This window comes from Plantactinospora alkalitolerans, assembly GCF_015690345.1.
Taxonomy (GTDB): domain Bacteria; phylum Actinomycetota; class Actinomycetes; order Mycobacteriales; family Micromonosporaceae; genus Plantactinospora; species Plantactinospora alkalitolerans.
This window is the reverse complement of sequence record NZ_JADPUN010000397.1, coordinates 1-24463: the sequence shown is the minus strand read 5'-3', so window position 1 is coordinate 24463 and position 24463 is coordinate 1. Positions and strand designations below refer to the sequence as shown.

General features: G+C 70.7%; 20 protein-coding genes and 1 tRNA gene. 17 read left to right on the top strand and 4 right to left on the bottom strand.

The window, feature by feature from the left end; genetic code table 11:
• Positions 1–34: 34 nt before the first annotated feature.
• On the bottom strand, positions 35–1255 hold the full coding sequence (locus I0C86_RS39045) for an amino acid deaminase/aldolase (RefSeq protein WP_196206345.1): 1221 nt from the start codon (positions 1253–1255) through the stop codon (positions 35–37).
• Positions 1256–1582: 327 nt separating this feature from the next.
• On the opposite strand from I0C86_RS39045, the gene tmk reads away from it, so the two are divergent.
• The 7 genes from tmk to I0C86_RS39010 all read left to right on the top strand — a co-directional run bounded on the left by tmk (position 1583) and on the right by I0C86_RS39010 (position 7891).
• Positions 1583–3802: a dTMP kinase gene (gene tmk, locus I0C86_RS39040; protein WP_323374131.1), complete on the top strand. Its 2220-nt coding sequence runs from the start codon at positions 1583–1585 to the stop codon at positions 3800–3802.
• On the top strand, positions 3802–5058 hold the full coding sequence (locus I0C86_RS39035) for a DNA polymerase III subunit delta' (protein WP_196206343.1): 1257 nt from the start codon (positions 3802–3804) through the stop codon (positions 5056–5058). The genes tmk and I0C86_RS39035 overlap by 1 nt, the downstream gene beginning before the upstream one ends.
• Before the next feature lie 229 nt (positions 5059–5287).
• On the top strand, positions 5288–5614 hold the full coding sequence (locus I0C86_RS39030; protein ID WP_196206342.1) for a YbaB/EbfC family nucleoid-associated protein: 327 nt from the start codon (positions 5288–5290) through the stop codon (positions 5612–5614).
• Positions 5615–5920: a hypothetical protein gene (locus tag I0C86_RS39025; protein ID WP_196206341.1), complete on the top strand. Its 306-nt coding sequence runs from the start codon at positions 5615–5617 to the stop codon at positions 5918–5920. It abuts the gene before it with no gap.
• Positions 5920–6579, top strand: coding sequence for a hypothetical protein (locus tag I0C86_RS39020; RefSeq protein WP_196206340.1), 660 nt, complete (start codon positions 5920–5922; stop codon positions 6577–6579). Before I0C86_RS39025 ends, I0C86_RS39020 begins: the two co-directional genes overlap by 1 nt.
• A 57-nt stretch (positions 6580–6636) precedes the next feature.
• Positions 6637–7470 (top strand): PSP1 domain-containing protein, encoded by an 834-nt coding sequence (locus tag I0C86_RS39015; protein ID WP_196206339.1) that lies wholly within the window; start codon positions 6637–6639, stop codon positions 7468–7470.
• A gap of 178 nt (positions 7471–7648) precedes the next feature.
• Positions 7649–7891 carry a hypothetical protein gene (locus I0C86_RS39010; RefSeq protein ID WP_196206338.1) on the top strand — a complete coding sequence of 81 codons (243 nt, stop codon included), beginning with the start codon at positions 7649–7651 and terminating at the stop codon, positions 7889–7891.
• A gap of 42 nt (positions 7892–7933) precedes the next feature.
• Here I0C86_RS39010 and I0C86_RS39005 read toward each other — a convergent pair whose 3' ends face one another.
• Positions 7934–9688, bottom strand: coding sequence for a metallophosphoesterase family protein (locus I0C86_RS39005; protein WP_196206337.1), 1755 nt, complete (start codon positions 9686–9688; stop codon positions 7934–7936).
• A 136-nt stretch (positions 9689–9824) separates the two neighbouring features.
• On the opposite strand from I0C86_RS39005, the gene I0C86_RS39000 reads away from it, so the two are divergent.
• Positions 9825–9901: transfer RNA gene (locus I0C86_RS39000), tRNA-Thr, on the top strand.
• Between the two features lie 398 nt (positions 9902–10299).
• Here the strand turns inward: I0C86_RS39000 and I0C86_RS38995 are convergent.
• A complete protein-coding gene (locus tag I0C86_RS38995) occupies positions 10300–12666 on the bottom strand; it encodes a beta-xylosidase/alpha-l-arabinosidase (protein ID WP_323374130.1) in 2367 nt (788 codons plus the stop codon).
• Positions 12667–13629: 963 nt separating this feature from the next.
• On the opposite strand from I0C86_RS38995, the gene I0C86_RS38990 reads away from it, so the two are divergent.
• Genes I0C86_RS38990 through I0C86_RS38960 form a run of 7 tightly spaced genes read left to right on the top strand, consistent with a single transcriptional unit; the run spans position 13630 to position 21289 of the window.
• Positions 13630–14856, top strand: a complete 1227-nt coding sequence (locus I0C86_RS38990; RefSeq protein ID WP_323374129.1) for an aminotransferase class I/II-fold pyridoxal phosphate-dependent enzyme — start codon at positions 13630–13632, stop codon at positions 14854–14856.
• Between the two features lie 38 nt (positions 14857–14894).
• The gene (locus tag I0C86_RS38985; protein ID WP_196206335.1) at positions 14895–15878 is read left to right on the top strand and encodes a UbiA prenyltransferase family protein; all 984 of its coding nucleotides are present in this window, start codon (positions 14895–14897) and stop codon (positions 15876–15878) included.
• A 1-nt stretch (position 15879) separates the two neighbouring features.
• Positions 15880–16929 carry a thiamine-phosphate kinase gene (locus I0C86_RS38980; protein ID WP_196206334.1) on the top strand — a complete coding sequence of 350 codons (1050 nt, stop codon included), beginning with the start codon at positions 15880–15882 and terminating at the stop codon, positions 16927–16929.
• An 11-nt stretch (positions 16930–16940) separates the two neighbouring features.
• Positions 16941–17924: an NAD-dependent epimerase/dehydratase family protein gene (locus I0C86_RS38975; RefSeq protein WP_196206333.1), complete on the top strand. Its 984-nt coding sequence runs from the start codon at positions 16941–16943 to the stop codon at positions 17922–17924.
• Positions 17911–18831: a diacylglycerol/lipid kinase family protein gene (locus I0C86_RS38970; RefSeq protein ID WP_196206332.1), complete on the top strand. Its 921-nt coding sequence runs from the start codon at positions 17911–17913 to the stop codon at positions 18829–18831. Before I0C86_RS38975 ends, I0C86_RS38970 begins: the two co-directional genes overlap by 14 nt.
• 23 nt (positions 18832–18854) lie before the next feature.
• A complete protein-coding gene (locus tag I0C86_RS38965) occupies positions 18855–20159 on the top strand; it encodes a glycosyltransferase (RefSeq protein ID WP_196206331.1) in 1305 nt (434 codons plus the stop codon).
• A complete protein-coding gene (locus tag I0C86_RS38960; protein ID WP_196206330.1) occupies positions 20156–21289 on the top strand; it encodes an acyltransferase family protein in 1134 nt (377 codons plus the stop codon). The genes I0C86_RS38965 and I0C86_RS38960 overlap by 4 nt, the downstream gene beginning before the upstream one ends.
• Before the next feature lie 116 nt (positions 21290–21405).
• On the opposite strand, the gene I0C86_RS38955 is transcribed toward I0C86_RS38960, so the two are convergent.
• The gene (locus I0C86_RS38955) at positions 21406–22608 is read right to left on the bottom strand and encodes a cytochrome P450 (protein WP_196206329.1); all 1203 of its coding nucleotides are present in this window, start codon (positions 22606–22608) and stop codon (positions 21406–21408) included.
• Positions 22609–22818: 210 nt separating this feature from the next.
• On the opposite strand from I0C86_RS38955, the gene I0C86_RS38950 reads away from it, so the two are divergent.
• Both I0C86_RS38950 and I0C86_RS38945 read left to right on the top strand, forming a co-directional pair.
• Positions 22819–23322 carry an RNA polymerase sigma factor gene (locus I0C86_RS38950; protein WP_323374127.1) on the top strand — a complete coding sequence of 168 codons (504 nt, stop codon included), beginning with the start codon at positions 22819–22821 and terminating at the stop codon, positions 23320–23322.
• Complete coding sequence (locus I0C86_RS38945) at positions 23322–24461, top strand: WD40/YVTN/BNR-like repeat-containing protein (protein ID WP_196206327.1); 1140 nt, start codon at positions 23322–23324, stop codon at positions 24459–24461. The genes I0C86_RS38950 and I0C86_RS38945 overlap by 1 nt, the downstream gene beginning before the upstream one ends.
• The last annotated feature ends 2 nt before the right edge of the window (positions 24462–24463 follow it).

Sequence of the window (24463 nt, the reverse complement as noted above, 5' to 3'; positions counted from 1 at the left end):
TCTTCTACAAAAAGCGATAAGAAGGGGCCCTTCCTTACAGGAAGGCGTGGCCCTCGCCGCGGTAGGTGGGGGTTGTCGCGTCCAGGTGCGTTGCCTTGACCAGGTGTAGTTCGCCGACGTGTTCGGACAACTCGCCGGCCTTGGCGTGCCGGAACCAGACCCGGTCGCCGACCTGTAACGACTCCGCTGCGGGTCCGGTGACCGGGGTCTGCACCTCGCCCGCGCCCTCCGTGCCGGTCAGGCGGAGGCCGGGCGGCATCCAGGGGGTCGGAAGTCGGCTCGGGTCCGCCGGTCCGGAGGCTATCCAGCCGCCGCCGAGCAGGGTCGCCACCCTGGCGGTGGGTCGGCGTACCACGGACAGCGCGAAGAACGCCGCAGGGCGTGGGCGCCAGGTTCGGTAGGCGTCGAACAGCGTCGGCCCGTACAGGCCCGATCCGGCGGTGATCTCGGTCACGGCCGGGTCGGCGGCGGTCAGCGCCATGCTGCCGGTGCCGCCGCCGTTGACGAACTCCAGGTCGGCGTGTTCGCGTACCGCCGCGACCGCCGCCGTGCGCCGGTGCACCAGTTCCCGGTACGAGCGTCGTTGCAGCAGTCGGATGGTGGCCCCGCGTACCGCCTGACGGGGTGGTGCGTCGCCGAGCCCGGCGATCTGTGCCTCGTACGACATCAGGCCGACCAGCCGGAAGCCCGGCCGCTGGGCGATGGCGGCGGCCAGGGCACCCGCCGCGTCGGCCGAGTGCACCGGTGAGCGGCGCGTTCCGACGTGCAGCCGACCGCCGAAGGCGCCGGCCATCGGCCGCCAGGACGCGTCGAGGTCGAGGCAGGTGCGGATCTCCGCCCGTCGACCGGGAGCGGACACCGCGTCGACCAGGTCGAGTTGGGCGGTGCTGTCCACCATCAGGCAGATGGAGGCGGCCAGGCCCGCGTCGCCGGCCAGTTCGGCCAGCGCGGACCGGTTGGTGGTCGGGTATCCGACCAGCGCGTCGTCGGTGACGCCGGTCCGGACCAGCCAGATCGCCTCGGCCAGGGTGTACGTCATCACACCGTGCCAGCCGGGTCCGGCCAGGGCCCGGCCGAGCAGGGCCCGGCAGCGCAGCGACTTGCTGGCGATCCGGACCGGCTTGCCGGCGGCCTGGGCGACCAGTGCGGTGGCGTTGGCGTCGAAGGCATCGAGATCCACCACGGCGAAGGGCGGTTCGAGGTGCGCGGTCGCCTCGTCGAGGCGTCTGCGCAGGGTATCGCGTTCGGTGGCCATCTGTGCACGCTAGCCGCCGCGACGATAATGCGAAACCATCTCGCGTATGCGGGTCGCCGTACCCCTGAGATCGCCTCCGGGCCCCGGCTCCGGGGAATGTCGGGGTCAGGGTGGATCGTCGCCGCGATTAGAGTGCTCGGGGGGAGCCCGGCGACGGGCGGCGTGCGGAGGGGTACGGCCATCGACGAAAACGACAGTGGCACGGGGCGCGGAGCGCAGCCGTCCGGTACGTCCACGCCCGCACCCGCCACCAGTCCGGTCGACCGGACCGGATACCAGGCCCTGCGGTCGGTCCTGCGGATCCGTCCGTTCCGCCGACTCTGGCTGGTGCTCGGGGCCGCGTCGTTCGGTGACTGGCTCGGCCTGCTGGCCACCTCGGTCTTCGCGTCCAGCCAGGTCACCGGCGACACCGCGAAGGGTCTCGCCTTCGGTGGCGTGATCGCGGTCCGGTTGCTCCCGGCGCTGGTGCTCGGCCCGGTCGCCGGGGTACTGGCCGACCGGTTCGACCGGCGGATCACCATGGTCATCTGCGACCTGCTGCGGTTCGTCCTGTTCGCCTCGATCCCGCTCGCCGCCCTGCTGGACGTCGGAGGCGGGCTGGTCGTCGGATGGGCGGCGGTCGCCACCTTCCTGATCGAGGCGATCACGCTGATCTGGATCCCGGCCAAGGAGGCCGCGGTCCCGAACCTGATTCCGCGGACCCGGCTGGAGGTGGCCAACCAGCTCACGTTGATCACCACCTATGGACTCACCCCGGTGCTGGCCGCGGTCGGGGCGGCGGTGTTGGACCGCAGCGTGCGCTACGCCTCCGGCGGTCCACCGCAGGGCCTGGCCGACCCGACCCAGTTGGCGCTCTACTTCAACTCGTTGAGCCGGCTGGCCACCGCCCTGGTGGTCTTCTTCGGGATCCGGGAGATCAGCGGCCGGCGTGGTCGTCGGGAAAGCGTCGAACAGGTCGCCGGACAGGCCGAACAGGCCGAGCAGAGCATGCTCCGGCAGTTCGTCGAGGGCTGGCGGTTCATCGGCAAGACCCCGCTGGTCCGGGGCCTGGTGCTGGGCATCTTCGGCGCGTTCGCCGGTGGTGGCGTGGTGATCGGTACGGCGAACTTCTTCACCAAGTCGTTGGCTGCCGGTGAGGCGGCGTTCTACCTGCTCTTCGGCTCGATCTTCCTCGGCCTGTCACTCGGCATCGGGTTGGGGCCGATGATCGTCCGGGAGATGTCCCGGCGGCGCTGGTTCGGCATGAGCATCGTGCTGGCCAGCGCCTCCGTGCTGGTGCTGGCCGGCTCCATCCACCTCTCCATGGCGATCCTCGGCGCGGTTCTGGTCGGTGCCGGTGCCGGAATGGCCTTCCTGGCCGGTACCACCCTGCTGGGCGGGGAGATCGCCGACGAGTTGCGGGGTCGGGTCTTCGCCGTCGTGCAGACCGGTACCCGGCTGGTGCTGATCCTGGCCATCTCGGTGAGCAGCCTGCTGGTCGGTGTCGGCGGCTCCTGGCAACTGCGAATCGCGGACCTGGGCATCTCGGTCTCGTCCACCCGGTTGCTGCTGCTGGTCGCCGGCGCCGCCGGGATCTTCACCGGGATCAAGGCGTTCCGCCAGATGGACGACAAGCCGGGCGTACCGGTACTGCCCGATCTCTGGGGTTCGATTCGGGGCCGTCCGCTCTTTCCGGCCGAGCCGTTCGCCTCGAGCGGCGTCTTCGTGGTGTTCGAGGGCGGCGAGGGAGCCGGCAAGTCGACCCAGGTCGACCGGCTGGCCGAGGCGCTGCGGCAGCACAGCCGCGAGGTGGTGGTCACCCGGGAGCCGGGGGCGACCGGGGTGGGCGAGCAGATCCGTGGGCTGGTGCTCGGCCGGGCGACCGGCCCGGAGTCCCTGGCCCCCCGGGCGGAAGCGCTGCTGTACGCGGCCGACCGGGCACATCACGTCGCCACGGTGGTCCGGCCGGCACTCGCCCGTGGGGCGGTGGTGATCAGCGACCGGTACGTCGACTCGTCCCTCGCCTACCAGGGAGCCGGCCGGACGCTTCCGGTGGAGGAGATCTCCTGGCTGTCGTCCTGGGCCACCGGCGGACTCAAGCCCGACCTGGTCGTACTGCTCGACATCGAGCCCCGGACCGGCCTGGCCAGGGTCGACTTCCGGGGCGGAAGTCCGGACCGGCTGGAAGGGGAGTCGATCGACTTCCACGACCGGGTCAGGTACGCCTTCCTCGACCTCGCGGCGTCCGACCCCAAGCGCTATCTGGTGCTCGACGCATCCCGTCCGGCCGACGAGATCGCGGCGGCGGTGGCCGACCGGGCCACCGGCATGCTCGCCGACCCGGAGGCGACCGTCCATCCGGAGCCGGCCAGGCCGCCGGACACCTCGTCCCGGCCGGAGTTATCCGAGGCGGAGCTGCACGCCGGTGCCGACGACGATGGCCCGGCTCCCCAGGCCCGGCTGGCGGGGCGGCCCGGTCGGACACCGGAAGACAGCGTGGACGGCGCCTCCGGCCGGGAGCGGACGGGTGGTAGCGCGGGCGGCGTCGAGCTCGAACGGCGCCCCTGATGCCGGAGGTCTTCGCCGACCTGGTGGGCCAGCCCGAGGCGGTCGACATCCTCCGCCGGGCCGCCGCGGCCGCCGAGGCGATCCGGGGCGCCGCCGTCGAGGAGCTTGCGGCGGGCGTTGACGAGCCACGCGTCGACGCCGGTGCGGGAAGCGGTTCGGGTGCGCTCAGCGCAAGCGCGATGACGCACGCCTGGATCTTCACCGGGCCGCCCGGCTCCGGGCGGTCCGTCGCGGCGCGGGCGTTCGCGGCAGCCCTGCAATGTGTCCGGGGCACCGGATGCGGTGAGTGCGCGGGCTGCCACACCACCCTCACGGGTACCAACGCCGACGTGCGGTTCGTGGTCCCCGAAGGGCTCTCGATCGGCGTCGGTGAGATGCGGGCCCTGGTGCTCCGGGCCGCGAGCACCCCGAGCGGCGGCCGTTGGCAGGTACTGGTGATCGAGGACGCCGACCGGCTCACCGAGGCCGCCGGCAACGCGTTGCTCAAAGCGGTCGAGGAGCCGCCGCCGCGTACCGTCTTCCTGCTCTGCACCCCGTCGACCCATCCGGACGACATCTCGGTGACGATCCGGTCCCGGTGTCGGGTGGTGGCGCTGCGGCAGCCGCCGGCGGAGGCGGTCGCGGCCGTACTCCGGGATCGGGACGACGTCACGCCGGACATGGCGGCCTGGGCGGCCGCGGCGGCCCAGGGGCACGTCGGGCGGGCCCGCCGGTTGGCCCGGGACCCGGACGCACGCAAGCGTCGGGAGGCGGTGCTGGCCCTGCTGCGCCGGCTCTCCGGCGTCGGGGCCTGCTTCGACGCCGCCTCCACGCTGATCGACGCGGCCGAGGCCGAGGCGGCGTCGGCGGTGGTGGAGTCGGACGCGACCGAGCGGGCCGCGCTGGAGACCGCGCTCGGCGCGGGCGGGACCGGACGCGGGGCGGCAGGGGCGATCCGGGGCGCGGCCGGGCAGCTCAAGGATCTCGAACGCCGGCAGAAGTCCCGGGCCACCCGGGCTCAGCGGGACGCGCTGGACCGGGCACTGGTGGACCTGGCCGGCTTCTACCGGGACGTGCTGACCCTCTCGATGCGGGCCCCGGTCGCGCCGGTGCACACCGACGTCGCCGCGATGGCCGCCTCCGCGGCCGGAAAGTGGACGGCGGAGAGCACCCTGCGGCGGCTGGAGGCGGTACTGGGCTGCCGGGCGGCGATCGAGACCAACGTCAAGCCCCGGATCGCCGTCGAGGCGATGATGCTGGCGCTCTGGCGCGGCTGAGTTCTCGTAGAGGAGCAGAGGCTGAGCCCGCGTAGAGAATCAGCGGCTGAATCCTCGTACACCATCATTAGGGAGATCTTGGGGCGAAGGGTTCCCTTCGGATGGGCAGACCGGTACGGTTCGGTGCCGTAGCGCAGCGAGCCTGGCACATTGGGTGAGCTGATCGCTGTCCGGCCCGCCCGGCGGGGTGCTGGCCGACGGGCATCGGGCTAAACGGGAGGACCTGCCGATGGCGCGGGAGATCGACCAGGCCTGGGTCGAGGAGGCCATCGAACGGTATCGGCGCATCGAGGCGTTGCAGGCCCAGTTCGACGAGGCGATCCGGCGGGTCGAGGTCACCGTCCGTTCGCCGGACGGGCTGGTGGAACTGGTCGTGACCGCCGACGGCGCGGTCAGCGACATCCGTTTCCTGGGCCCGCTGCACACCCGCAGTGGTCCGGACGTGGCCCGGTCGGTCCGGGCCGCGATCACGGTGGCGGACGACGCCGCGAAGTGGGCCCGGGAGAAACTGCACGTCGAGACGTTCGGCGAGTACCGCCGGCTCTCGGAGGCCTGAGTGGACGCCCTCCGTGACCTCGCCGCCCGGCTGGACAGCGCGGGCGGGAACCTCACCGATCTCGCCCGCCGGCTGCCCTACTCCGGCCCGGGACAGAGCGCCTTCCACGCGGACGGGCCCGGGCGGCTGGGCGAGATCGGCCGGGCACTGCACCGCCAGTGGGTGACCGCGCTCGACAACCGGGCCCGGGAGCTGGCGGCCACCGCCGAGCGCCTGACCGACACCGTCGTCGCCCTGCGGGTCGCCGCCCGGGAGTACGCGGACACCGACGACGCGGCCCGCCGCCGGCACTCGGGGCAGGCGTGATGGACCTCCTCGACCAACTCGCCGACCCGGCCGTCGACCTGCTCGGACGGGTCGACGGAATCCTCGCCGCCGCCGGTGCGCCGGACGAACACCGGCTCTGGCCGCTGCTCCGCCAACTCCGGGTGCTTCCCGGCGACGCCGTGCACGCGGTGCTCGCCCTGCGGCCGGCGCCGCTGACGGCGACGGGTGCGGCCACCCGCGCCCTCCTCGGGACGTACGACGAGGTGCGGGACACCCTGGTCGACGGCGGCTCGTGGCAGGGACCGGCGGCGGAGGTGTTCACGGCGCACCGCGACGCGCTGCGGGCGTACCTGGTCGACGGGACGGAGAGCCTTACCGGACGGCTCGACGCCACGGCGGCGTACGCGGAGGCGGTCGCCGACTGGATCGCCCGGACCCGGGACGCACTGGCTCGCACCCTCGGTGACGTGCTCTGCTCGGCGGAAGCCGTGGCCGTGGTGACGGCGCGTACCGATGGTGGTGCTCCGGTGGAGCTGGCCGCCGCCGAGATCGGATCCCGGGTGCTGGCCACGGTCGCCGAGGCGTACGACCGGGCGGAGGCGCTGCCGGGGCAGTGGGCGCCGGACCTGGCCGAGGTCGCCTACCGGCCGCCCGACGGTCCGGCCGTTCGGCCGGACGGTGGCCGGATAGCCCTCTGACCTGTGATCGCGTCAACAAGGTTCGGCGTGCGGCCGGATCCGTCGTAGGGTGAGCCGATGGGCATGCTGTGTGCGGTCAGTTTCAACCGATACGGCCGCCTCTACTACCTCGATCCGGGGGAGTTGCGGCCGGCGGTCGGTGACCGGGTGCTGGTACCCACCGACGACGGTACCGAGGTCGCCGAGTGCGTCTGGGCCGCACAGTGGGTGACCGAGGAGACCGACGGCTTTCCCCGGCTGGCGGGGCTGGCCGGCCCGGAGGATCTGCGCCGGGACGAGACGCTGCGCAAGCGCAAGGCCGAGGCCAAGGTGGCGGCGAAGCGGCTGATCCGGGAGCACGGGTTGCCGATGAAGGTGGTCGCCGTCGACCACGTCCTGGACACCACCCCCGGAAGTTCGAACGGGTCCCGGACCACGATCTACTTCACGGCGCCGCACCGGGTCGACTTCCGCTCGCTGGTCCGTGACCTTGGCGCCACCCTGCACTGCCGGGTCGAGCTGCGGCAGCTCTCCGCCCGGGACTCCGCCCGGGTGCAGGGTGGCATCGGCTCCTGCGGCCGTGACCTCTGCTGTGCCACCTTCCTGACCGACTTCGAGCCGGTGACGATCCGGATGGCGAAGGACCAGGAACTGCCGCTGAACCCGCTGCGCATCTCCGGCGCCTGCGGACGGCTGATGTGTTGCCTGAAATACGAACATCCGTTGTACGCCGACAGCGGCAGTTATCCGAGCCCCGGTCAGCGGGTCGAGGCGCCGGACGGGCTGGCGAAGGTCGTGTCCCGGCATCCGCCGAGCGAGACGGTGACCGTCCGGCAGATCTCCGACGGGACCGTCAACCGGTGCTCCCTGTCGGAGGTCTGCGGATCCCGCCAGGCGTACGAAGGCCGCTAGCGTTACCGGAGAAGATGCGAACATCCGCTGTACGCCGACAGCGGCAGTTACCCGAGCCCCGGCCGGCGGGTCGAGGCGCCGGACGCGGAGGCCCCTCGCGGAGGGCGCCGGCACTTCCGGACGAGCCCGGCGGCGGGGTCGACGTGTTCCCGGTCAGGTGGCGGGGTATCAGCGGAACATGTCGCTTGAGAAGGGTTCCGCTGAGGCGGAGAAGGAGCCGGCGCGGTCGCGGGGTGCCGGCCGTCCCACGCTGGCCATTGCGCTCGGCCTGGTTGTGGGCGTGGCGTTCGGTGCCTTCATCTACGCCAGCGGTTTCGGCCGGTCCAGTTCCCTGGGCGAGGGATCCGTTCCGATCGCGGTCCTGACCGGGCTGCTGGTGACGGTCGGAACGGCGTGGACGATGTTCCGCAAGGGCTGGTAGGACTCGGGGCGTGGCGGCTCAGCCCGGGCGGGGCGTGGCGGGTCAGCGGAGCGTGAACGGGGGCTCGGCGAGACGTAACGCCAGCGGCTGTTCCGGGCTCAGCCAGGCGGCGTCCGGTGCACCGTCCGGATCGGCCCGCCAGCGACGGCAGATCTCGTCCACCGCCACCGGGTAGCCGGTCAGCGTGCCGTCGGCGTCGATGTGCAGCCGCAGGAAACACTTCGCGTCCTCGATGCCCTGACCGGCGAAGAGTTCGTTCAGGTTGACCCCGAAGCTGCCGGCGATCAGCAGGTAGGTGGCGGTCAGTTGGCTGGCGACGAGACCGGCGAGCGGTCCGTACACCACCGCCGCCGCGACCACCGGCAGTGGCCACGGCCACACGTGGAAGTCCAGTTGCAGCCAGATCCAGGTGCCCCCGGCGGCGAGCCCGACGTGCGCGAACCCGTGACAGAGGCCCAGGATCCAGTGCCGGGCATGGCGTTTGCCGTTCGCGCTGGGCGGTTTGGCGAAGAAGACCGCACCGAGCAGCGTGACGACCAGCATCACGGCCAGCGGGATGCTGAACAGCCGCTGGGCGGCGGCCTCGGTCCGGGGCGCGGCCACCCCGACCATGGCCAGCAGCAGCAGGGTGTGCAGCGCGCCGAGGAGGGTGGCGAAGCCGGGATTGCGCAGCGGTAGCCGGCCGAAGATGCCCCAGCCGTACCGCCGGGAGCGGCCCGGCTCCGGATAGCGGGCGGCCAGCCCGTACGACTCCGAGTTGCTGGCCCGTCGGACCAGCGTGTCCTTCGGCGGGACCTCGATGCGCTCCGGGAGCTTGTGGGTGGGGTAGAGGTAGGCGCCGCCGCCCCCGCAGGTGACCAGCTCCCGGTCGGGGCCGCTGTAGCGGGCGTAGTGGTGCAGGTCGCCGGAGACCAGCAGCCGGACCTTGGCGCCGGTCGGTGCGATCACCGTACGGACGAAGTAGTCGATCGTGTCGTACGCCTCGGGATGGTCGACGGCCTTGACCCAGGACGGTTCCGGTACGGCGATGATGACCCGGGACTCCGGGGTGAGGCGTTTGGCGGCCTCCTCGAAGTAACGAAGCTGCGGGTCGTCGAGGTACACCCCGGACTGCCCGTCCAGCCCGTAGAGCCACCAGTCCGCAGGTAGTTCGACGACGAAGTACGACCGGGCCTGCGGGGTGCGACGGCCGCCGATGTTGGAGTCCCGGGAGGCGGCGAAGAGTCGTAGGAAGGCGGTGAGTCCGTCGTACCAGTCGTGGTTGCCGGGCACCGCGTAGAGGGTCGGTGGCGGCCCGACGGTCGGCGGTTGCGGCAGGGCGGCCTGGTACGGGCCCTTGCACCGGTTCTCGTACGCCTCGCCGCTGGCGGTCGGATAGACCTGGTCGCCGCCCATCAGCAGCATCTGCCCCCGGGGCAGCCGGTGCCCACCGACCTCCAGTTCGGGCCGGGACAGCAGGTAGGCGACCGAGTAGGTGGCGTTGAACCCGTCGCCCAGGTCGGCGACGAAGTCCAGCCACAGGTCCCCTTCCGGGCCCACCTGCCGGGTCACGTCGCTGGGCAGCGAGTTCTGTAGCTCGCGCTTGTCCAGGTACGCGCCGAACAGCAGCGCCAGCAGGGTACGCAGACCGGTGCTGATCAACAGCAGGGGCGCCAGCCACGGCACCGGTCGTTGCGGGGTGAAGCCCAGCTCGCGAGGGTCGAGACTGCGGGGCCGGGATGGTGCCGGGGGGTCCGTCGGGGCCGGTTCGGCCGTCCAGGCCGGGGCGCCGGTCCGCCGATCCTGTTGATCGGTCATCGATGGCAGCCTAGCCGGATCGACCCGGGCCGACACTGTCCGGCAGCCGACGATCCGGCGGAGGAGGGCCGGCGGGGCGCCTCCGGTCAAACCCCTGCGGCGGCCCGGCGGTCGGTGTCGTACACTTTTCGACGTTGCCGCCTTAGCTCAGTCGGCTAGAGCGACGCACTCGTAATGCGTAGGTCGACGGTTCGATTCCGTCAGGCGGCTCCAGTCATGAGGCCCTGATCAGCAGAAATGCTGGTCGGGGCCTCATGTTTGTCTATGCGGTCCTGAATCGCTTCCGAGAGCCGGGTACCCCGGCAGGAGGCGCGGATCGTGTCGTGCTGGTCACGGCTGGGGCGATCGTCACCTGGCGGCCGTTCTGCTGAGCTCGGACGCCGCACCCGGACCGGACCGGCTACCGGTCCGGGTGCGTGTCTGAGTGGGCTTGAGATCTGGAGAGGCGGTGCGGAGCAGGACGACAGCGGCTCCGGGCACGACGGCGATCACGTCGCGACGGCCGTACCTGGCACGCCGACCGTAGCTGGCACGCCGGTCGCGGACTCGCTGGGATCCAGGTCGCCCGCGATCGGCAGCAGCAGCCCGATCGGCAGCGGGAGGCCGCCGGCTCACACGATCGTCACCTCGGTCGTCATCTGCCGATCGTGACCGACCTTCCGTTCCGGTCCGACCAGCCGCACCCGATAGGTGTGCCGGTGGTCGGCGCTGGACGCGGAGAGCCGCAGTTCGATGTCGCCCGGCTCGACGATGCGGTGGCCGGCCCGTCCGGTGAACGAGGTGAGTTCGGCGTGCACCCGGAACCCGACCGTACGCGCCTCGCCGGGCTCGAGCCGCACCTTGGCGTACCCGATCAGTTGCACCACCGGCCGCGTCACCTGCGCGACCGGGTCGTGCAGGTAGAGCTGCACCACGTCGGCGCCGGCGCGGTCGCCGACGTTGCGGACGGTGACCTCGACGGTGAGGGCGCCGTCGGTCTCGATCTCCGCCGGCACGTCGCCGCCCGCATCCCAGGCGAATGTCGTGTACGACAGCCCGTGCCCGAACGGGAACAGCGGCGTGGGGTCGACGCTGCTGACCTCGCCGTGTCGGCCGAGCTTGGGGGTCAGGTAGGTACCCGGCTGCCCTCCGGACTGGCGCGGGACGCTCACCGGCAGCCGACCGCTCGGGGTGACCCGTCCAGACAGGACGCCGGCCACCGCTCCGGCGCCCTCCTGACCGGGGAAGAACGCCTGGACGACCGCGGCCAGCCGGTCGGCCCACCGGCCGAGCGCGTACGGGCGGCCGGAAAGCAGCACCAGCACCACCGGTGTACCGGTGTCGAGCAGGGCGTCCAGCAGTTCTTCCTGTATCCCGGGCAGCCGCAGGTCGGCGACGTCGCAACCCTCGCCCGAGGTGCCGCTGCCGAACATGCCGGCCCGGTCACCGAACACGGCCACGCAGACGTCGGCTCCGGCGGCGGCCGACCGCGCGTCGGCCAGCCCCGTACGGTCCTGGTTGTCCACACCGCAGCCGGCGGTGAGCGTCAGCCGCGCGTCGGGCAGTTCCGCACCGAGAGCCTCCCAGACGGTGCGGATCTCGACGCCGACCGGCATATCCGGATAGTTCCGGCCGAGGTGGCTCGGGAAGGTGTAGCAGCCCAGCATTCCCGCGATGTCGTCGGCCAGCGGCCCGACGACCGCGATGCGGCCGTCGCCGGGCAACGGCAGCGTGCCGCCGTTGCTCAGCAGCACGACGGACTCCTCGGCGATCTGTCGCGCCAGGTCCCGGACGTGCGGCGGGTCGAGGTCGACGACATCGCCGCCGACCTGGTCCGGTCGCCAGTCCGGGTCCAGCAGGCCCAGTTCGCACTTCTGTCGCAGTACCCGGGTGACCGCTCGGTCGACCAGGCCCTCCGGTACCACCCCTGACCGGACCGCCTCGACGAGCGGCGCGCCGAAGCAGCGTGCCCCCGGAAGCTCCACGTCCACCCCGGCGGCCAGGGCGAGGGCGGCAGCGTGCGCCGGACCGTCCGCCACACCGTGCAGAAGCTCCAGGAAGGACACCGCGTAGTAGTCGGAGATCACGGTGCCGGTGAAGCCCCACTCGTCCCGCAACAGGTCGGTGAGGATCCCGGCGTCGGCCCCGGTCGGCACTCCGTCGATCTCGGAATACGACGGCATCACCGAGCGGGCTCCGGCGTCGCGTACCGCCATCTCGAACGGCGGCAGGATCACGTCGGACAGCTCCCGATGCCCGATCGACACCGGGGCGGCGTTGCGCCCGGCGCGGGAGGAGGAGTAGCCGGCGAAGTGCTTGAGCGTGGCGACGACGCCAGCCGACTGGAGACCGCGGACATATGCGGCGCCGACGGTGCCGACCAGGTACGGATCCTCGCCGATGGTCTCCTCGGTCCGTCCCCACCGCAGGTCGCGCGTCACGTCGAGCACCGGCGCCATGCCCTGGTGTACGCCGACCAGGCGCATTGCCGTGCCAATCTCGGCGGCCATCCGCTCGACCGGTCCCGGGTCGAAGGTGGCGCCCCAGGACAGCGGTGCGGAGAAGATCGTCGCGCCCAGGGTCATGAAGCCGGTCAGGCACTCCTCGTGCGCGATCGCCGGGATGCCGAACCGGTTGCCGGCCACCAGTTCGGCCTGCAACCGGGCCAGGGTGGCACAGCCCTCCGCCACGGTGACCGGTGCGGAGCCGAACGTCCGGGTCAACTGGCCCAGCCCGCTGCCGATCAGCTCGCTCCATGGTGGTGTCTTGTCGGCCAGATTATGCTGGTGCGGCGCCAGGTCGTCGCCGGTGGCCGAGCCACCGAGCCAGGTTGACCGGAGCTGACCCGCCTTCTCCTCGATGGTCATCCGCGCGAGCAGGTCGGCCACCCGCTCATCGACCGGCAACGCGGTGTCGCGCCACGGCTGATACTGGCCACCGTTGACCTCGTCGCTCGCGACTGCCGCCGGGTGCCTGCGAGCGTCAGCACTGCTTGTCACGTCGTCTCCTATCGCTGTCACGGGACCTCTCGGCACTGGCTTCGGCGCCGGGATGCGAGGCTATTTCCGGAGGTTCTCCGGAAGGTGGGCATCCGGGTCTCGGCATTGATAGTCAGGGTAGTGCTGGTGATGCGACAAACGCTAGGTCCTCATGTGGTCATTGGCGTGGGTCGAAGCGTGCAGCGCAGCCGATTGCATTCCCGGACCGGCGCCGAAACTTTCGGCCGTACGGCTTGCGATATCCGTCCACGGCGGAGCGGGACTGGACGGGCCGGAACGGGTCGGGGAAGCACCCGCGACCATCCCGTCCCGCTTCCCGGCCACGGCCACCGTGATCACGCCATGCCGAGCCGGACGCGATGAGCCGGTCGGATGCCGGTGTCGCGGGTACGCACGGTAACCGAGTCGCAGTTCTGCGTGTAGTGCGCCGGGCCGACGACCGGTTGGGACGTCGGCAACTTTCTCCATCTGGACGGTCCGGCCGTGGGTCGCCGGTCGCCGTGCTCCCGCCGCTGTTAACGCAGTTCGAATCAGTGGGATTCAATGGCCTTCAGGCAGCGGAAATGCGCGGGCGACGTCCTTTCTGGACCAACGGCGACAGGGCCTCTTGACACGGTGGATAAAGTGTAGGAAGCCCAGAGACACCTGCTCGGCGGGAAAGCATCTGAGGCGACACACGGGGATCCTTCGGTCGGCAACCAGGTGGCATACAACTGTGCCCTGGCCCGCCCGATCGCCATTCCCTTGTGAGTCGGTTCGGTGCCGCGCCCGACGACGACGAACCGAATTGAAGACCCTGGCGATGTGATCCGAGCGAAATCGTCCCTGACCAGTGCAACCGGGATCGCGGCGGCGGCCAAGGCGAGGGTCGCATTGACCGGTGTGGCCGCCGTCGACGCCCAAGCCAGTGTCGTGAGCCAGGTAATCACTGGTTCCACATGAGAGGCGGCTCACGAAACCGTGGTGACAACAGACATCTTCGAACGTTGCCAGTCGTACACAGAAGCCCGGGCCGCCCAGGCAGTCGGGCTTTACGCGTACTTCACCGTCTTCGAGGGCTCGGACACGACCGTCGCCCGGACCTCGGCAGGTGACGTCCTGATGTGCGGCTCGAACAACTACCTCGGCCTGACCTCCGACCCCCGGGTGCGTGCCGCCGCACAGATGGCGGTCGAGGAGTTCGGCTCGTCGCGTACCGGCTCGCGGCTGCTCAACGGCAACACCTCGCTGCACGAGGAGTTGGAGCGGGAACTGGCCGACTTCCTCGGCATGCCGAGCGCCCTGCTGTTCCCGACCGGTTACCAGGCCAACCTCGGTGTGATCGCGTCGCTGCTGTCCCGCGACGACGTGGTCATCATCGACCGCGAGGCACACGCGTCGGTCTACGACGGTTGTGGCCTGAGCCCGGGCAGGGTGCGCCGGTTCGCCCACAACGACATGGAGGACCTGGAACGGCGGTTGGCGAACTGCCCGTCGGACGCGGGCCGATTGGTCGTGGTGGACGGGGTGTACTCGATGGCCGGCGACCTGTGTCCGCTCCCCGAGACGGTGCGGCTGTGCCAGAAGTATGGCGCCCGCCTCCTGGTCGACGACGCGCACGGGCTCGGCGTCCTGGCCGAGGGGCGGGGCACCAGCGCGCACTTCGGCGTGACCGAACAGGTCGACCTCATCACCGTCACCTTCAGCAAGTCGCTGGCGTCGATCGGCGGAGCGGTGCTCGGCCCGAAGCACGTCATCGAGTACCTGCGGCACCACGCACGCAGCCTCATCTTCAGCGCCGCCGCCCCACCGGCCAGCCTGGCCGCCGCCCAGGCGGCCCTGCGTATCCTGCGGGCCGAGCCGTGGCTGTGCCGGCAGGCGCTGGAGAACGCGTCGTTCGTGCACCGTGAGCTGGGCGCCCTGGGGTACGAGCCGTTGCCCAGCGAAACACCGATCGTGTGTGTGCCGCTCGACGGTGTCGTGCCGACCCTGTTCACCTGGCACAGCCTGTTGGAGCGTGGTGTCTACGTCAACGCGGTGATCCCCCCGGCGGCCTCGTCCCGGCTACGGGCCAGTTTCACCGCCGCCCACACTCCCGAGCAGCTCAAGACTGCCGTGGCCGCGTTCGCCGCGGTTCGCGATCTGACACCGCCGGACTGGTCGTTGGAGGACTGGTCACCGGAGGACTACGTCGCGGAGGGCGCGCGGTGAGCGGGCCGAAGACCCCAGCCGTGCGAATGGAGGCCCAGATGAGCGTCAACCAGGTCCAGCACGCGGTCCGCCCCGGTGACCGGGCGGTCGCGTGGGCGAGGATGTGGAGATTCCACTTCGTACCCCTGTCCCTCTCGGCCGGTCTGGTCGGCATGACGGCGCCGACTGCCGGTGCCACCACCGTGAGCGTCGTCGTCGGCCTGCTGTTCTGCATCTTCGGCTACGGCGTCGGCGTGGTCATCAACGACTGGTTCGACCGCAAGGCCGACGCGGTCAACGCCCCGGACCGCCCCTTCGTCGCAGGGCTGATAAACCCCCACGTCGGGCTCGGACTGACGCTGGCGCTGTCCGCGGTCCTTCTGGTGGTGGCCGTCGTCGTCGCGCCGGCAGTGGCGATCTGGGGCGGCATCGCGATCGCCGGGCATCTCGTCTACACCTGGACCAAGGGCGTCCCGATGGTCGGCAACCTCGCCAACGGCGTGGACATGTCGCTGTTCACCGTGCTCGGCGCGGTTGCCGTCCGGCCCGACGCCGGGTGGCTGGACATCCCCGCGACGACGTGGTTCCAGACGGCGCTCGTCGCGGTCGTGCTGAGCGGCTTCTGCCTCGTCGGCTACTTCAAGGACATCGAGGGAGACCGGGTCGCGGGCTACCGCACGCTACCGGTTGCCCTGGGTACCCGCATCTCCAGCCGGATCGCGGTGATCTTCCCGGTGGTGGCCCTGGCTGCCGCGGCGGTAGGCGCGTTGGCGGGCGCCGAACACGGCGCCTATGCGCAGGCGGCCTTCTGGCTGTTGCTCGCCGCCTCGGGGCTGGCGTTCACACGGAGCCTCGTAACGCTCATCCGGGCACCCGAGGCCGGCGCGTACGAGGCGCTGCTCTGGTTCACCAGGGCGACCACGCTCTTCGTGCTGTCGCTCGGCGCGTTGCGCGAACCGACGTTCTTCCTCGTCGGGGCCATCCCGATGATGCTCTACCTGGAGCTCACGCTCCGGACGACGCGGTCCTCCCGGCAGGCGTGACGTGACCTCGACCGATTGGACCAGGCTGTACCTGGACGTAGCCGAGGGCAGCCTGATCACCGCGATGCGCGAGGGCATGACGCGATCCCCGCGCCAACTCAACGCCGTCTTCGAAGCAGACGCCGAACTGCTCGACCTCGGTGCCGCCGGAGTCCTGGCGATGACCGTCGACACGCTGAACGGCGGAGCCGAGCTGGCCACCGCCGGGACGCCCTATGCGAAGGGCTGGTTGACCACCACCGTCAGCGTGAGCGATCTCGCGGCCGTCGCCGCCGAACCGGTGGCCGTCCTGGTGTCGTGCTCGCTGCGCAGAGACGGGTGGACAACCGAGGAGGCCCGCCAGTTCGGACGGGGCGCGTCCGATGCCGCCGAGCGGTACGGCTGTCACATCGTCGGCGGCGACACCAACTGGGCGAACGAGGAGAGCTTCACCTCGTGCGCGATCGGCACGATACGAGGCAGACCTCTGCTGAGCCGGGTGGGTGCACGGCCGGGAGACGCGTTGTACGTCACGGGACGGATCGGAGCCGGCAACGCCGCTGGATTCCGCGCAACGGCGCTGGGGCGGAGCGAGGCGGACGAGCCGTGGCTGCCCGAGGCGCGGGTCGTTGCCGGCGACGCGCTGCGCGAGTACGCCCGAGCGTGCATCGATACCAGCGACGGACTGTTGAACGCGGCGGTAGGTCTCGCCGAGATCAACGGGCTGGGGGTCGAGGTCGCGCTGCGCAGCGAGATATACGACCCGGCCGCCGCCACGCTCGCCGACGCCTGCGGTCTTCCCCGATGGTTGATGGCCGCCGGAGAGTGGGGTGAATTCGAGCTGCTGTACGCGGTCGGGGCGGCCGACGGGGACCGTTGCGCGCGGGCGTTGGCCGACCGGGGACTGACCGCCATCCAGGTCGGACAGCTCACGACGGCTCCGGAGCTGCTGCTGATCGACGAGTCCGATGCGCGCAAAAACCTGCGGGAGGTGCTGCCGCTCGTGCGGACGATCGACCCTGCCGGTCCGTTGCTCAGCGAACTCCACGACCTGCTGGCGAAAGGGCTGTGATGGCCGGGGGCGTGGCGTTGGTGACAGGGGTGACCGGCTGCGTCGGCCGAGCGGTCGCTGCCGCACTGGCGGAGAGCGGATGGTCGGTGCGGGGACTGGTACGCGCGCCCTCCCCCGAAGCCACGAGGTACGCGGAACATCTCGGGGACCTCACCGACCCGGCATCCCTCCGCGGTTCGTGCGAGGGCGTCCAACTGGTGGTTCATGCGGCTGCCGATCTGAGCGACTGGCGGCCCGGTCGCCGGATCTGGCAGGTGAACCGGGACGGAACGCGGGCGATCCTGGACGAGGCGCTGCGCTCCGGGGTCACCCGGTTCGTCTACCTGAGTACCGTCGACGTCTTCGGGTTCGACGCCCGCAGGGTCATCGACGAGGCGTCGCCGAAGCGGGTCCCGCCCTACGCGTACTCGCGGTCGAAGCTGGCCGGGGAGGACCTCGCGTGGTCGTACCACCGGCGAGGTCTCGAGATAACGGTGATCTACCCGACCTGGATATTCGGCCCGGGTGACCGTCACTTCGTGCCGGAACTCGTACGGGGCCTGCGGGACAACAAGCTCGTCCACTTCGACCGTGGCGTGGCCCCGATCGAGTTGACCTACAGCGAGAACCTGGCCGATGCGATCGTGTTGGCAGGTACCACGCCCGACTGCGCGGGTGGCCGGTTCATCGTGGGCGACTCGTACGGCTTGACCGTGGGGCAGCTCTTCGAGCGGATCGCCGAGCGGATCGGCGTACCGCCGCCGACCCGTTCGATCCCGTTCTCCGGAGCACTGGCGGTAGCGGCCCTTTCCGAACTGGCCGGGCTGGCAGGCATCGGCACCGGCACCGGACGGCCGATGCTCACCCGGTACGCGGTCCGGTCCGTTGCCGGCGGAATGCGGTACGACCTCGATCGGATCCGGTCGATCGGCTACTCGCCCCGAGTTCCGGTGTCGGACGCGCTGAGCCGCGCCGTCGCCGGGCTGGAGGAGGGAGCGGGCCATGGCAGCCGATGACCCGGAGAAGGTCGTCTGCATCGTCAACCCGGCCTCCGGAGTCCAGCGTCGGCGAATGATCGACCGGCGGCTGGCCGTGGAACTGCCCGAGGCTGACCGCTGGCAGACCCGCTACCCCGGCCATGGCGTCGACCTCGGGCGTCAGGCCGTCACGGACGGATACCGCACAGTGGTCGCGGTCGGTGGAGACGGAACACTCTCCGACGTCGCCAACGGGATACTGGCGGCGGGCGGCGACCGGGTGCGGCTGGGTTACGTGCCCGCCGGCACGTGCAACGACTTCGCCCGGGGCAGGAAGCCGGTAACCGACCTCGGTGACCTGCTCGACCGGAGCCGCGACCGGAGGACGGACGTCGGGGCAGTGACGTTCAGCCGGCCCGACGGCACCTCCGCCCACCGATTCTTCCTGGTCAACTGCACGGTTGGGCTGATCAGTGTGATCGGGCTGCGGTTCACCGAGAAGACACCGGTCAACCGGGTGCTCAAGCGGATCAATCTCCAGCTTGCCGAGGCGGCGTCCGGCGCCCGCGCGTTGGTCGGCTGGAAGCCGGTCGACGTGCGGCTGGAACTGGACGGGGAACGGTCACGCCATCGGATCACAAACGTCGCGGTGCTCAAGGTCCCCTTCTTCGCCGGTGGGCTGACTTTCGGTTCCGTGGAGCCGCCGGAGGCCGGGCACCTGGACGCCGTACAGGTTCTCGGTGCAGGACGGATCGGCGTCCTCGCGACGATGTGGCAGGTGTTCCGGGGAAACGCGGCGCGACATCCCGCGATCCGTCGTCAGCAGGTCCAGACGCTCCGCATCGACGCGGACACTCCGCTGCCGCTGGAGGTGGACGGCGAGATCGTCGGATACACCCCGGCAGCCTTCTCGATACATCCGTCGCGTCTCACGACGGTGGTCTGACGACAGCAGAGGAGAACGACATCGTGTCGCGTATTGGCCTAGTTTGCCCGGACTACACCGGCCACCTCAGCCCGATGTCGACACTCGGCCGCGAGCTGCTTCGACGTGGCCACCAGGTGACCCTGTTCTCCCTACCGGATGCCGGGCCGAAGCCGTACGTCGCCGGGTTCGAGTTCGTGCCGTTCGGCGAGCGGGAGTTTCCGCCCGGCTCCCTGGCCCGATTCTCGGAGGAACAGGGCAGGCTGAGCGGCCTCGCCGCCATTCGTTTCATCGTCCGTGCGTACGTGCGCGAGGTCGAGGTCCTGCTCCGCGACCTGCCGCCGCTGCTGAGCCAGCACAGGATGGACGGCCTGCTGGTGGATCAGGTCCACGGTGCGGCCAACACGGTTGCCGAAAGGCTCGACATCCCCGTCGTCAACGTCTGCAACGCGCTGGCGCTGAACGCCGAGCCGGCCGTTCCCCCCTTCATGACGTCGTGGCCCTACCGCGCCTCGCCTCTCGGGCGCCTCCGCAACCTGGTGGGCTACCGGGTGATCGATCGGGTGATCGGGCCGGTGGTGCAGGCCGTCAACGATCGTCGGGTCGAATGGGGGATGCGGCCCGTACGGGGCTTCAACGACGGTGGCTCGGACCTCGCCCAGATCACCCAGCAGCCGGCGTTCTTCGACTTCCCGCGCAGGGAACTGCCCGACTGCTTCCACTACACCGGACCATTTCATGACGACGGCAGCAGCGAGCCGACCTCGTTCCCCTGGGACATGCTGGACGACCGGCCACTGATCTATGCCTCGATGGGGACGCTACAGAACCGCCTCCCGCGAATCTTCCACACCATCGCGTCGGCGTGTGCCGGGCTCGACGCGCAACTGGTCATCGCGCTCGGCAGCCGGGAGATGGAACCTCCGGTCGATCTTCCGGGCCGGCCGATCGTCGTCGCGTACGCGCCGCAACTGGAACTGCTCGAACGGGCCTCCCTCGTCATCACGCACGCCGGGATCAACACCGCCCTGGAATCGCTCGCCCACGGCGTACCAACGGTCGCGATACCGGTGGCGAACGATCAGCCCGGAGTGGCCGCACGGCTGCGCTACCTCGGTGTGGGGGAGTTCGTTCCCGTGCACCGGGTGAACGCGTCCAGGTTGCGGGCCGCCATCGACAAGGTCCTCGACGAGCCGGCCTACCGGACGAACGCCCGAAGATACCAACGCCAGATCGCGGAGGTGGACGGCCTGGGCCGGGCAGCCGACATCGTGGAGGAGGCGTTCCGGACACGACAACCGGTCCGCCGGGGCGAGACCCCCCTGGGCGCCGGGGGTGGCCGTCAATGACGCAGGACCCGGCAGTTTTGGCCCGGCGACTACCGACGCTGGACGGGATGCGGGGGATCGCCGCGATCGTGGTGTTCATCTCCCACTCGACGCTGATGAATTTCTTCGCCGACGAGCGGGTCGACGACCGGTTCTTCGGCATCTTCAGCCGTACCGGATCCGCCGCGCTCAACTTCTTCTTCATCCTCAGCGGCTTCGTCCTCGCCTGGTCGGCCGTGGACGGCGACACGAAGCAGGCGTTCTGGCGTCGCCGGGCAGCCAAGATCGTGCCGAACAACCTGCTCATCTGCGCCGCCTGCGTGGTTCTCCTCCTCCTGACCGGCCAGGGCGTGTCGCTGTGGCCGGCGCTGGCGAACTTCGCGCTGGTGCAGACCTGGTTCCCGAACATGGACATCTTCAACGGGCTGAACCCACCGACCTGGTCGCTGAGTTGTGAGGTCTTCTTCTACGTCGCGTTCCCGTGGCTGATCGCCGGGATCCGGCGAATTCCCAGCGGGCGGCTCTGGCTGGTCGCGGGTGGTCTCGTCGCCGGGATGCTGGCCCTTCCCTTCATCGCCATGGCGCTGCCGGCGGAGCCGGCCTACACCTACGCGAACACGTCCTTCCCGCGCTTCTGGCTCGTGTACGGGCTACCGCTGAGCCGGATACTGGACTTCACCCTGGGGATCATCCTGGCCCGCCTCGTCCGGGAGGACCGGATCAGGGTGAACCTGCCAACCGCCACGCTGCTCACGCTGGCCTTCTACGGCGTCTCGCAGGTCGTGCCGCTGCTCTTCTCGGTGGTGGTGGCGATGGTGATCCCGGCGGCCCTGCTGGTGGTCGCCGGGGCGCGGGTGGACATCGCCGGGAAACCCTCACCGCTGCGTGCCCGGGTCCCGGTCTGGCTCGGCGACTCGTCCTACGCGTTCTACCTGATCCACATCATCGTGCTCTACTTCGCCAGCCAACTGTCGCCCGACGGCTGGGGTGTCCCGGGAGCGATCGGCGTCATGGTCGGCTCCTACCTGGTGACGCTGGGGCTCGGTGGGCTGCTCTACACCTACTACGAACGGCCGATGATGCGCAGATTCGGCCGGTCCCGTCCGGTCGCCGTCGATCCGCCACGGGTGGCTCTGCCGCAGTCGAGGTAGGCGCCGCCCCTGCCCGATGCGAGCGGTGGGGGCGCCGGCAACGGCGCCCCCAACCCTGGCTCACACCACACCGGCGCTGGATCCGTCCGCCGGTGTCCCGCGCCGGATCGCACGGCTCAGGCGGTGCTGACCGGCAGCGTGGCGTAGCCGCGCAGCACCAGGCGGTTGCGGCGTTCGCCCGGGCCGGCCAGGCTCAACCGGGGCAGCATGGTCAGCAGCAGTGGGAACGCGACCTGCGCCTCCAGCCGCGCCAGCGGGGCGCCCAGGCAGTAGTGGGCGCCGCCGCCGAACGAGACCGGCTGGATGTTCGGACGGTCCGGATCGAACCGGTGCGGGTCGGGATAGCGTGCCGGGTCCCGGTTGGCCGATCCGAGCAGCATGGTGATCTGCTGGTCGCCGGCCAGCCACAGCCCGTCGCCGAGGTCCAGCGGCTCGGTAGTGATCCGGCTGGTGAGCTGGGCCGGGGAGTCGTACCGGAGGATCTCCTCGACGAACGACGGCGCGAGACTCGGGTCGGCGCGTAGCCGGTCGGCCTGCTCGGGATGGTCCAGCAGGATCTGGATGCCGGTGCCGAGCAGGCTCGCGGTGGTCTCGAAGCCGGCGACCAGCAGCAGCATCAGGTTGGCGAGCAGTTCCTCGCCGGTCAGCGCGACACCGGCGCTCTCGTCGTGCGCGGCGACGAGTGCGCTGGTCAGATCCTCCTGCGGGGCGCGGCGGCGCTCCTTGATCAGGTCGGTGAGGTACGCCTCGAGTTCGCGGCCCGCCGTGTCGGCGAGCCGCATCTCTTCGTCCGTGCTGATCGGCTCCAGCGCCACGGTCAGGTCGGCGGCCCGCAGCCGGAACCACTCCCGGTCCGCCTCCGGCACGCCGAGCAGCGCGCAGATCACGCCGATCGGCAGCGGATACGCGAACGCGCTCATGAAATCCGCGTTGGCCGGCATCGCCTTGATCAGATCCTCGGCCTGGCTGGCGATGACATCCTGCATCGCGGCGACCCGACGGGCGGTGAAGGTGGCCGCGACCGCCCGACGCACCCGGGTGTGGTCGGGCGGGTTCGTCTGCATCATGGACAGCACGATCGCGGCGAGCCCACGGTTCTGTCGCCAGTCGGGCATGGAGCCGTCGTAGTCGGCGGGTTCCGCGGCGCGCAGGCTCGGGTCGCGCAGCAGCCGGCTGGTGAGCGCGTGGGTCGTGACGAACCAGCGGTCGTCGAGCGCCTGGAACATCGGCGCGTGCGCCCGGATCACGTCGTAGGCCGGGTACGGATCGAGGCGCCCCTCGGGAAGGAACAGCGATGCGAGGGCGGTCTGAAAATCCATCCTTGTGCCTTCCAGTAGGCGGTGCGATCTCTGCATCATGCCCCGGCACCGTCCAGAGTGTGGGGCCCGATCGCGCGGCTCGGCAACGCCGCAGGCGAGCACCTTCCGCCTAGTCCGATGGGGACAGGACGGAGGTTTCGATTTTTTTCCGATCCCAGGGAACCTTCGACGACCCTCGATAGTGAAGGGGGTGAGGGAGAGGGGCCGCTGGTGGGGCATCGGGATGCGATTGCCGAGGTGTACGCCGGAAGCTTCCGGCGCCTGATCGTCCATTTGTACGCCGTCACCGGCGATCTGGGCGAGGCACAGGAGGTGGTACAGGAGGCATTCGTTCGAGCGCTGATCGCACCGGAACGCTTCGGTGAGCTGGAGAATCCGGAGTCGTGGCTGCGTCGGGTGGCGGTGAACCTGGCCCACACCCGGTACCGCCGTCGGCGGACCCTGGACCGGCTGTTGCGCCGGGTCGGCCCGCCACCTGAGGTACCCGACTTCTCTCCCGAGCACGTCGCGCTGATGACCGCCATGCGCCGGCTCCCTCCGGGGCAGCGGCAGGCAATCGCGCTGCACTACCTCGTGGATCTGCCCATCGAGGAGGTCGCCCGGACCCTCGACGTCTCGGTGGGCACCGTCAAGTCCCGGCTCTCCCGTGGCCGTACCGCGCTGGCCGCCCTTCTCGCCGGACCAGCCGAATTAGCGCCCGCCGGGAGCAAGTGATGCAGACGTACCCGTTCGACTCCGTCGAGGTGGCCGAGGTGGTCGTCCAGCCGCCCCTGGCCGACCTGACCGAGCGTGCGACCCGACGGGTCCGCCACCGCCGTCGCATCGCCTCCGTCGCCGCCGCCGGAGTGCTGGTGCTCGCCACCGTGGCCGTCGTTCCGATGGTGCGGGGGCTCGGCGGCTTGTCGGGTCCGACGGATCAGGCCGGGTCGGCGGGCAGCTACCGCACCGAAACCGTCGTGGTGGACCGCCGGACCGTCGTCGCCGTCCGGTACGGCGAGTGCGGGGCGGTGTTCAGCTTCACCACCGACGCGGGCCGGAACTGGTCGCCGTACCGGGGACCGGTTCCGTGGCGGGAGTGCGGGCGTCCGGTCACGACCTCGTACGCCCTGCTGGGCCCGGCGGTCTACGTGGCGACCATGCGCGGGGTGCGGTACCGGACCGTGGACTTCGGCGCGACCTGGCAGCAGCATGACGAGGGGGTGTATTCCGTCGACGAGATGCCCAAGTACCTCCGGCGGGCACCCGGCGACACCAACCAGTTCGTCAATCCGGTCACCGGCAGCCTGTACAAGTTGGCACCGACCAACACGCCGGTCGGCAACTGGCGGATCCGGCGGGCGCCGGACGGCACCCTGTGGGCGGTCTCGTCCGGTGCCGATCCCGATCCGGCCGGGGCCTCGCCGGTACCCGAGGTGATCCGGAGCGAGGACTTCGGCCGGACCTGGATTCGGGTGCCGGGCGCGTCGGAACTCCCCGAAGATCCGATCCTGGTGCCCGCCGGTCCGAAGCATGCGTACCTGCTGGGCGAGTGCGAGGGGCGGACCGTGGTCCTCCGTACGGAGGACGGCGGCGAGAGCTGGTTCACGACCGACGTGGCGTGGAGCGTGTCCGAGGTCGGCACGATCACCGCCGATGGTCACCTGCTGATCGGTGCCTGGGACGTGGACGGCCGGTTCAGTACCTGGCTGAGCCGGGACGGCGGCCGCAACTTCGACAAGGGTGACACCGTCGCCGCTCCCGGGACGGCGTCCATCGGCGAGGCCGACGGGTCGGTGTGGGTGGCCAGCGGCGAGGGCTGGGCCGCGACCAGTGGCGACGGTCGGTGGCAGATGACCTTGCCTCGGGACAGATAGGC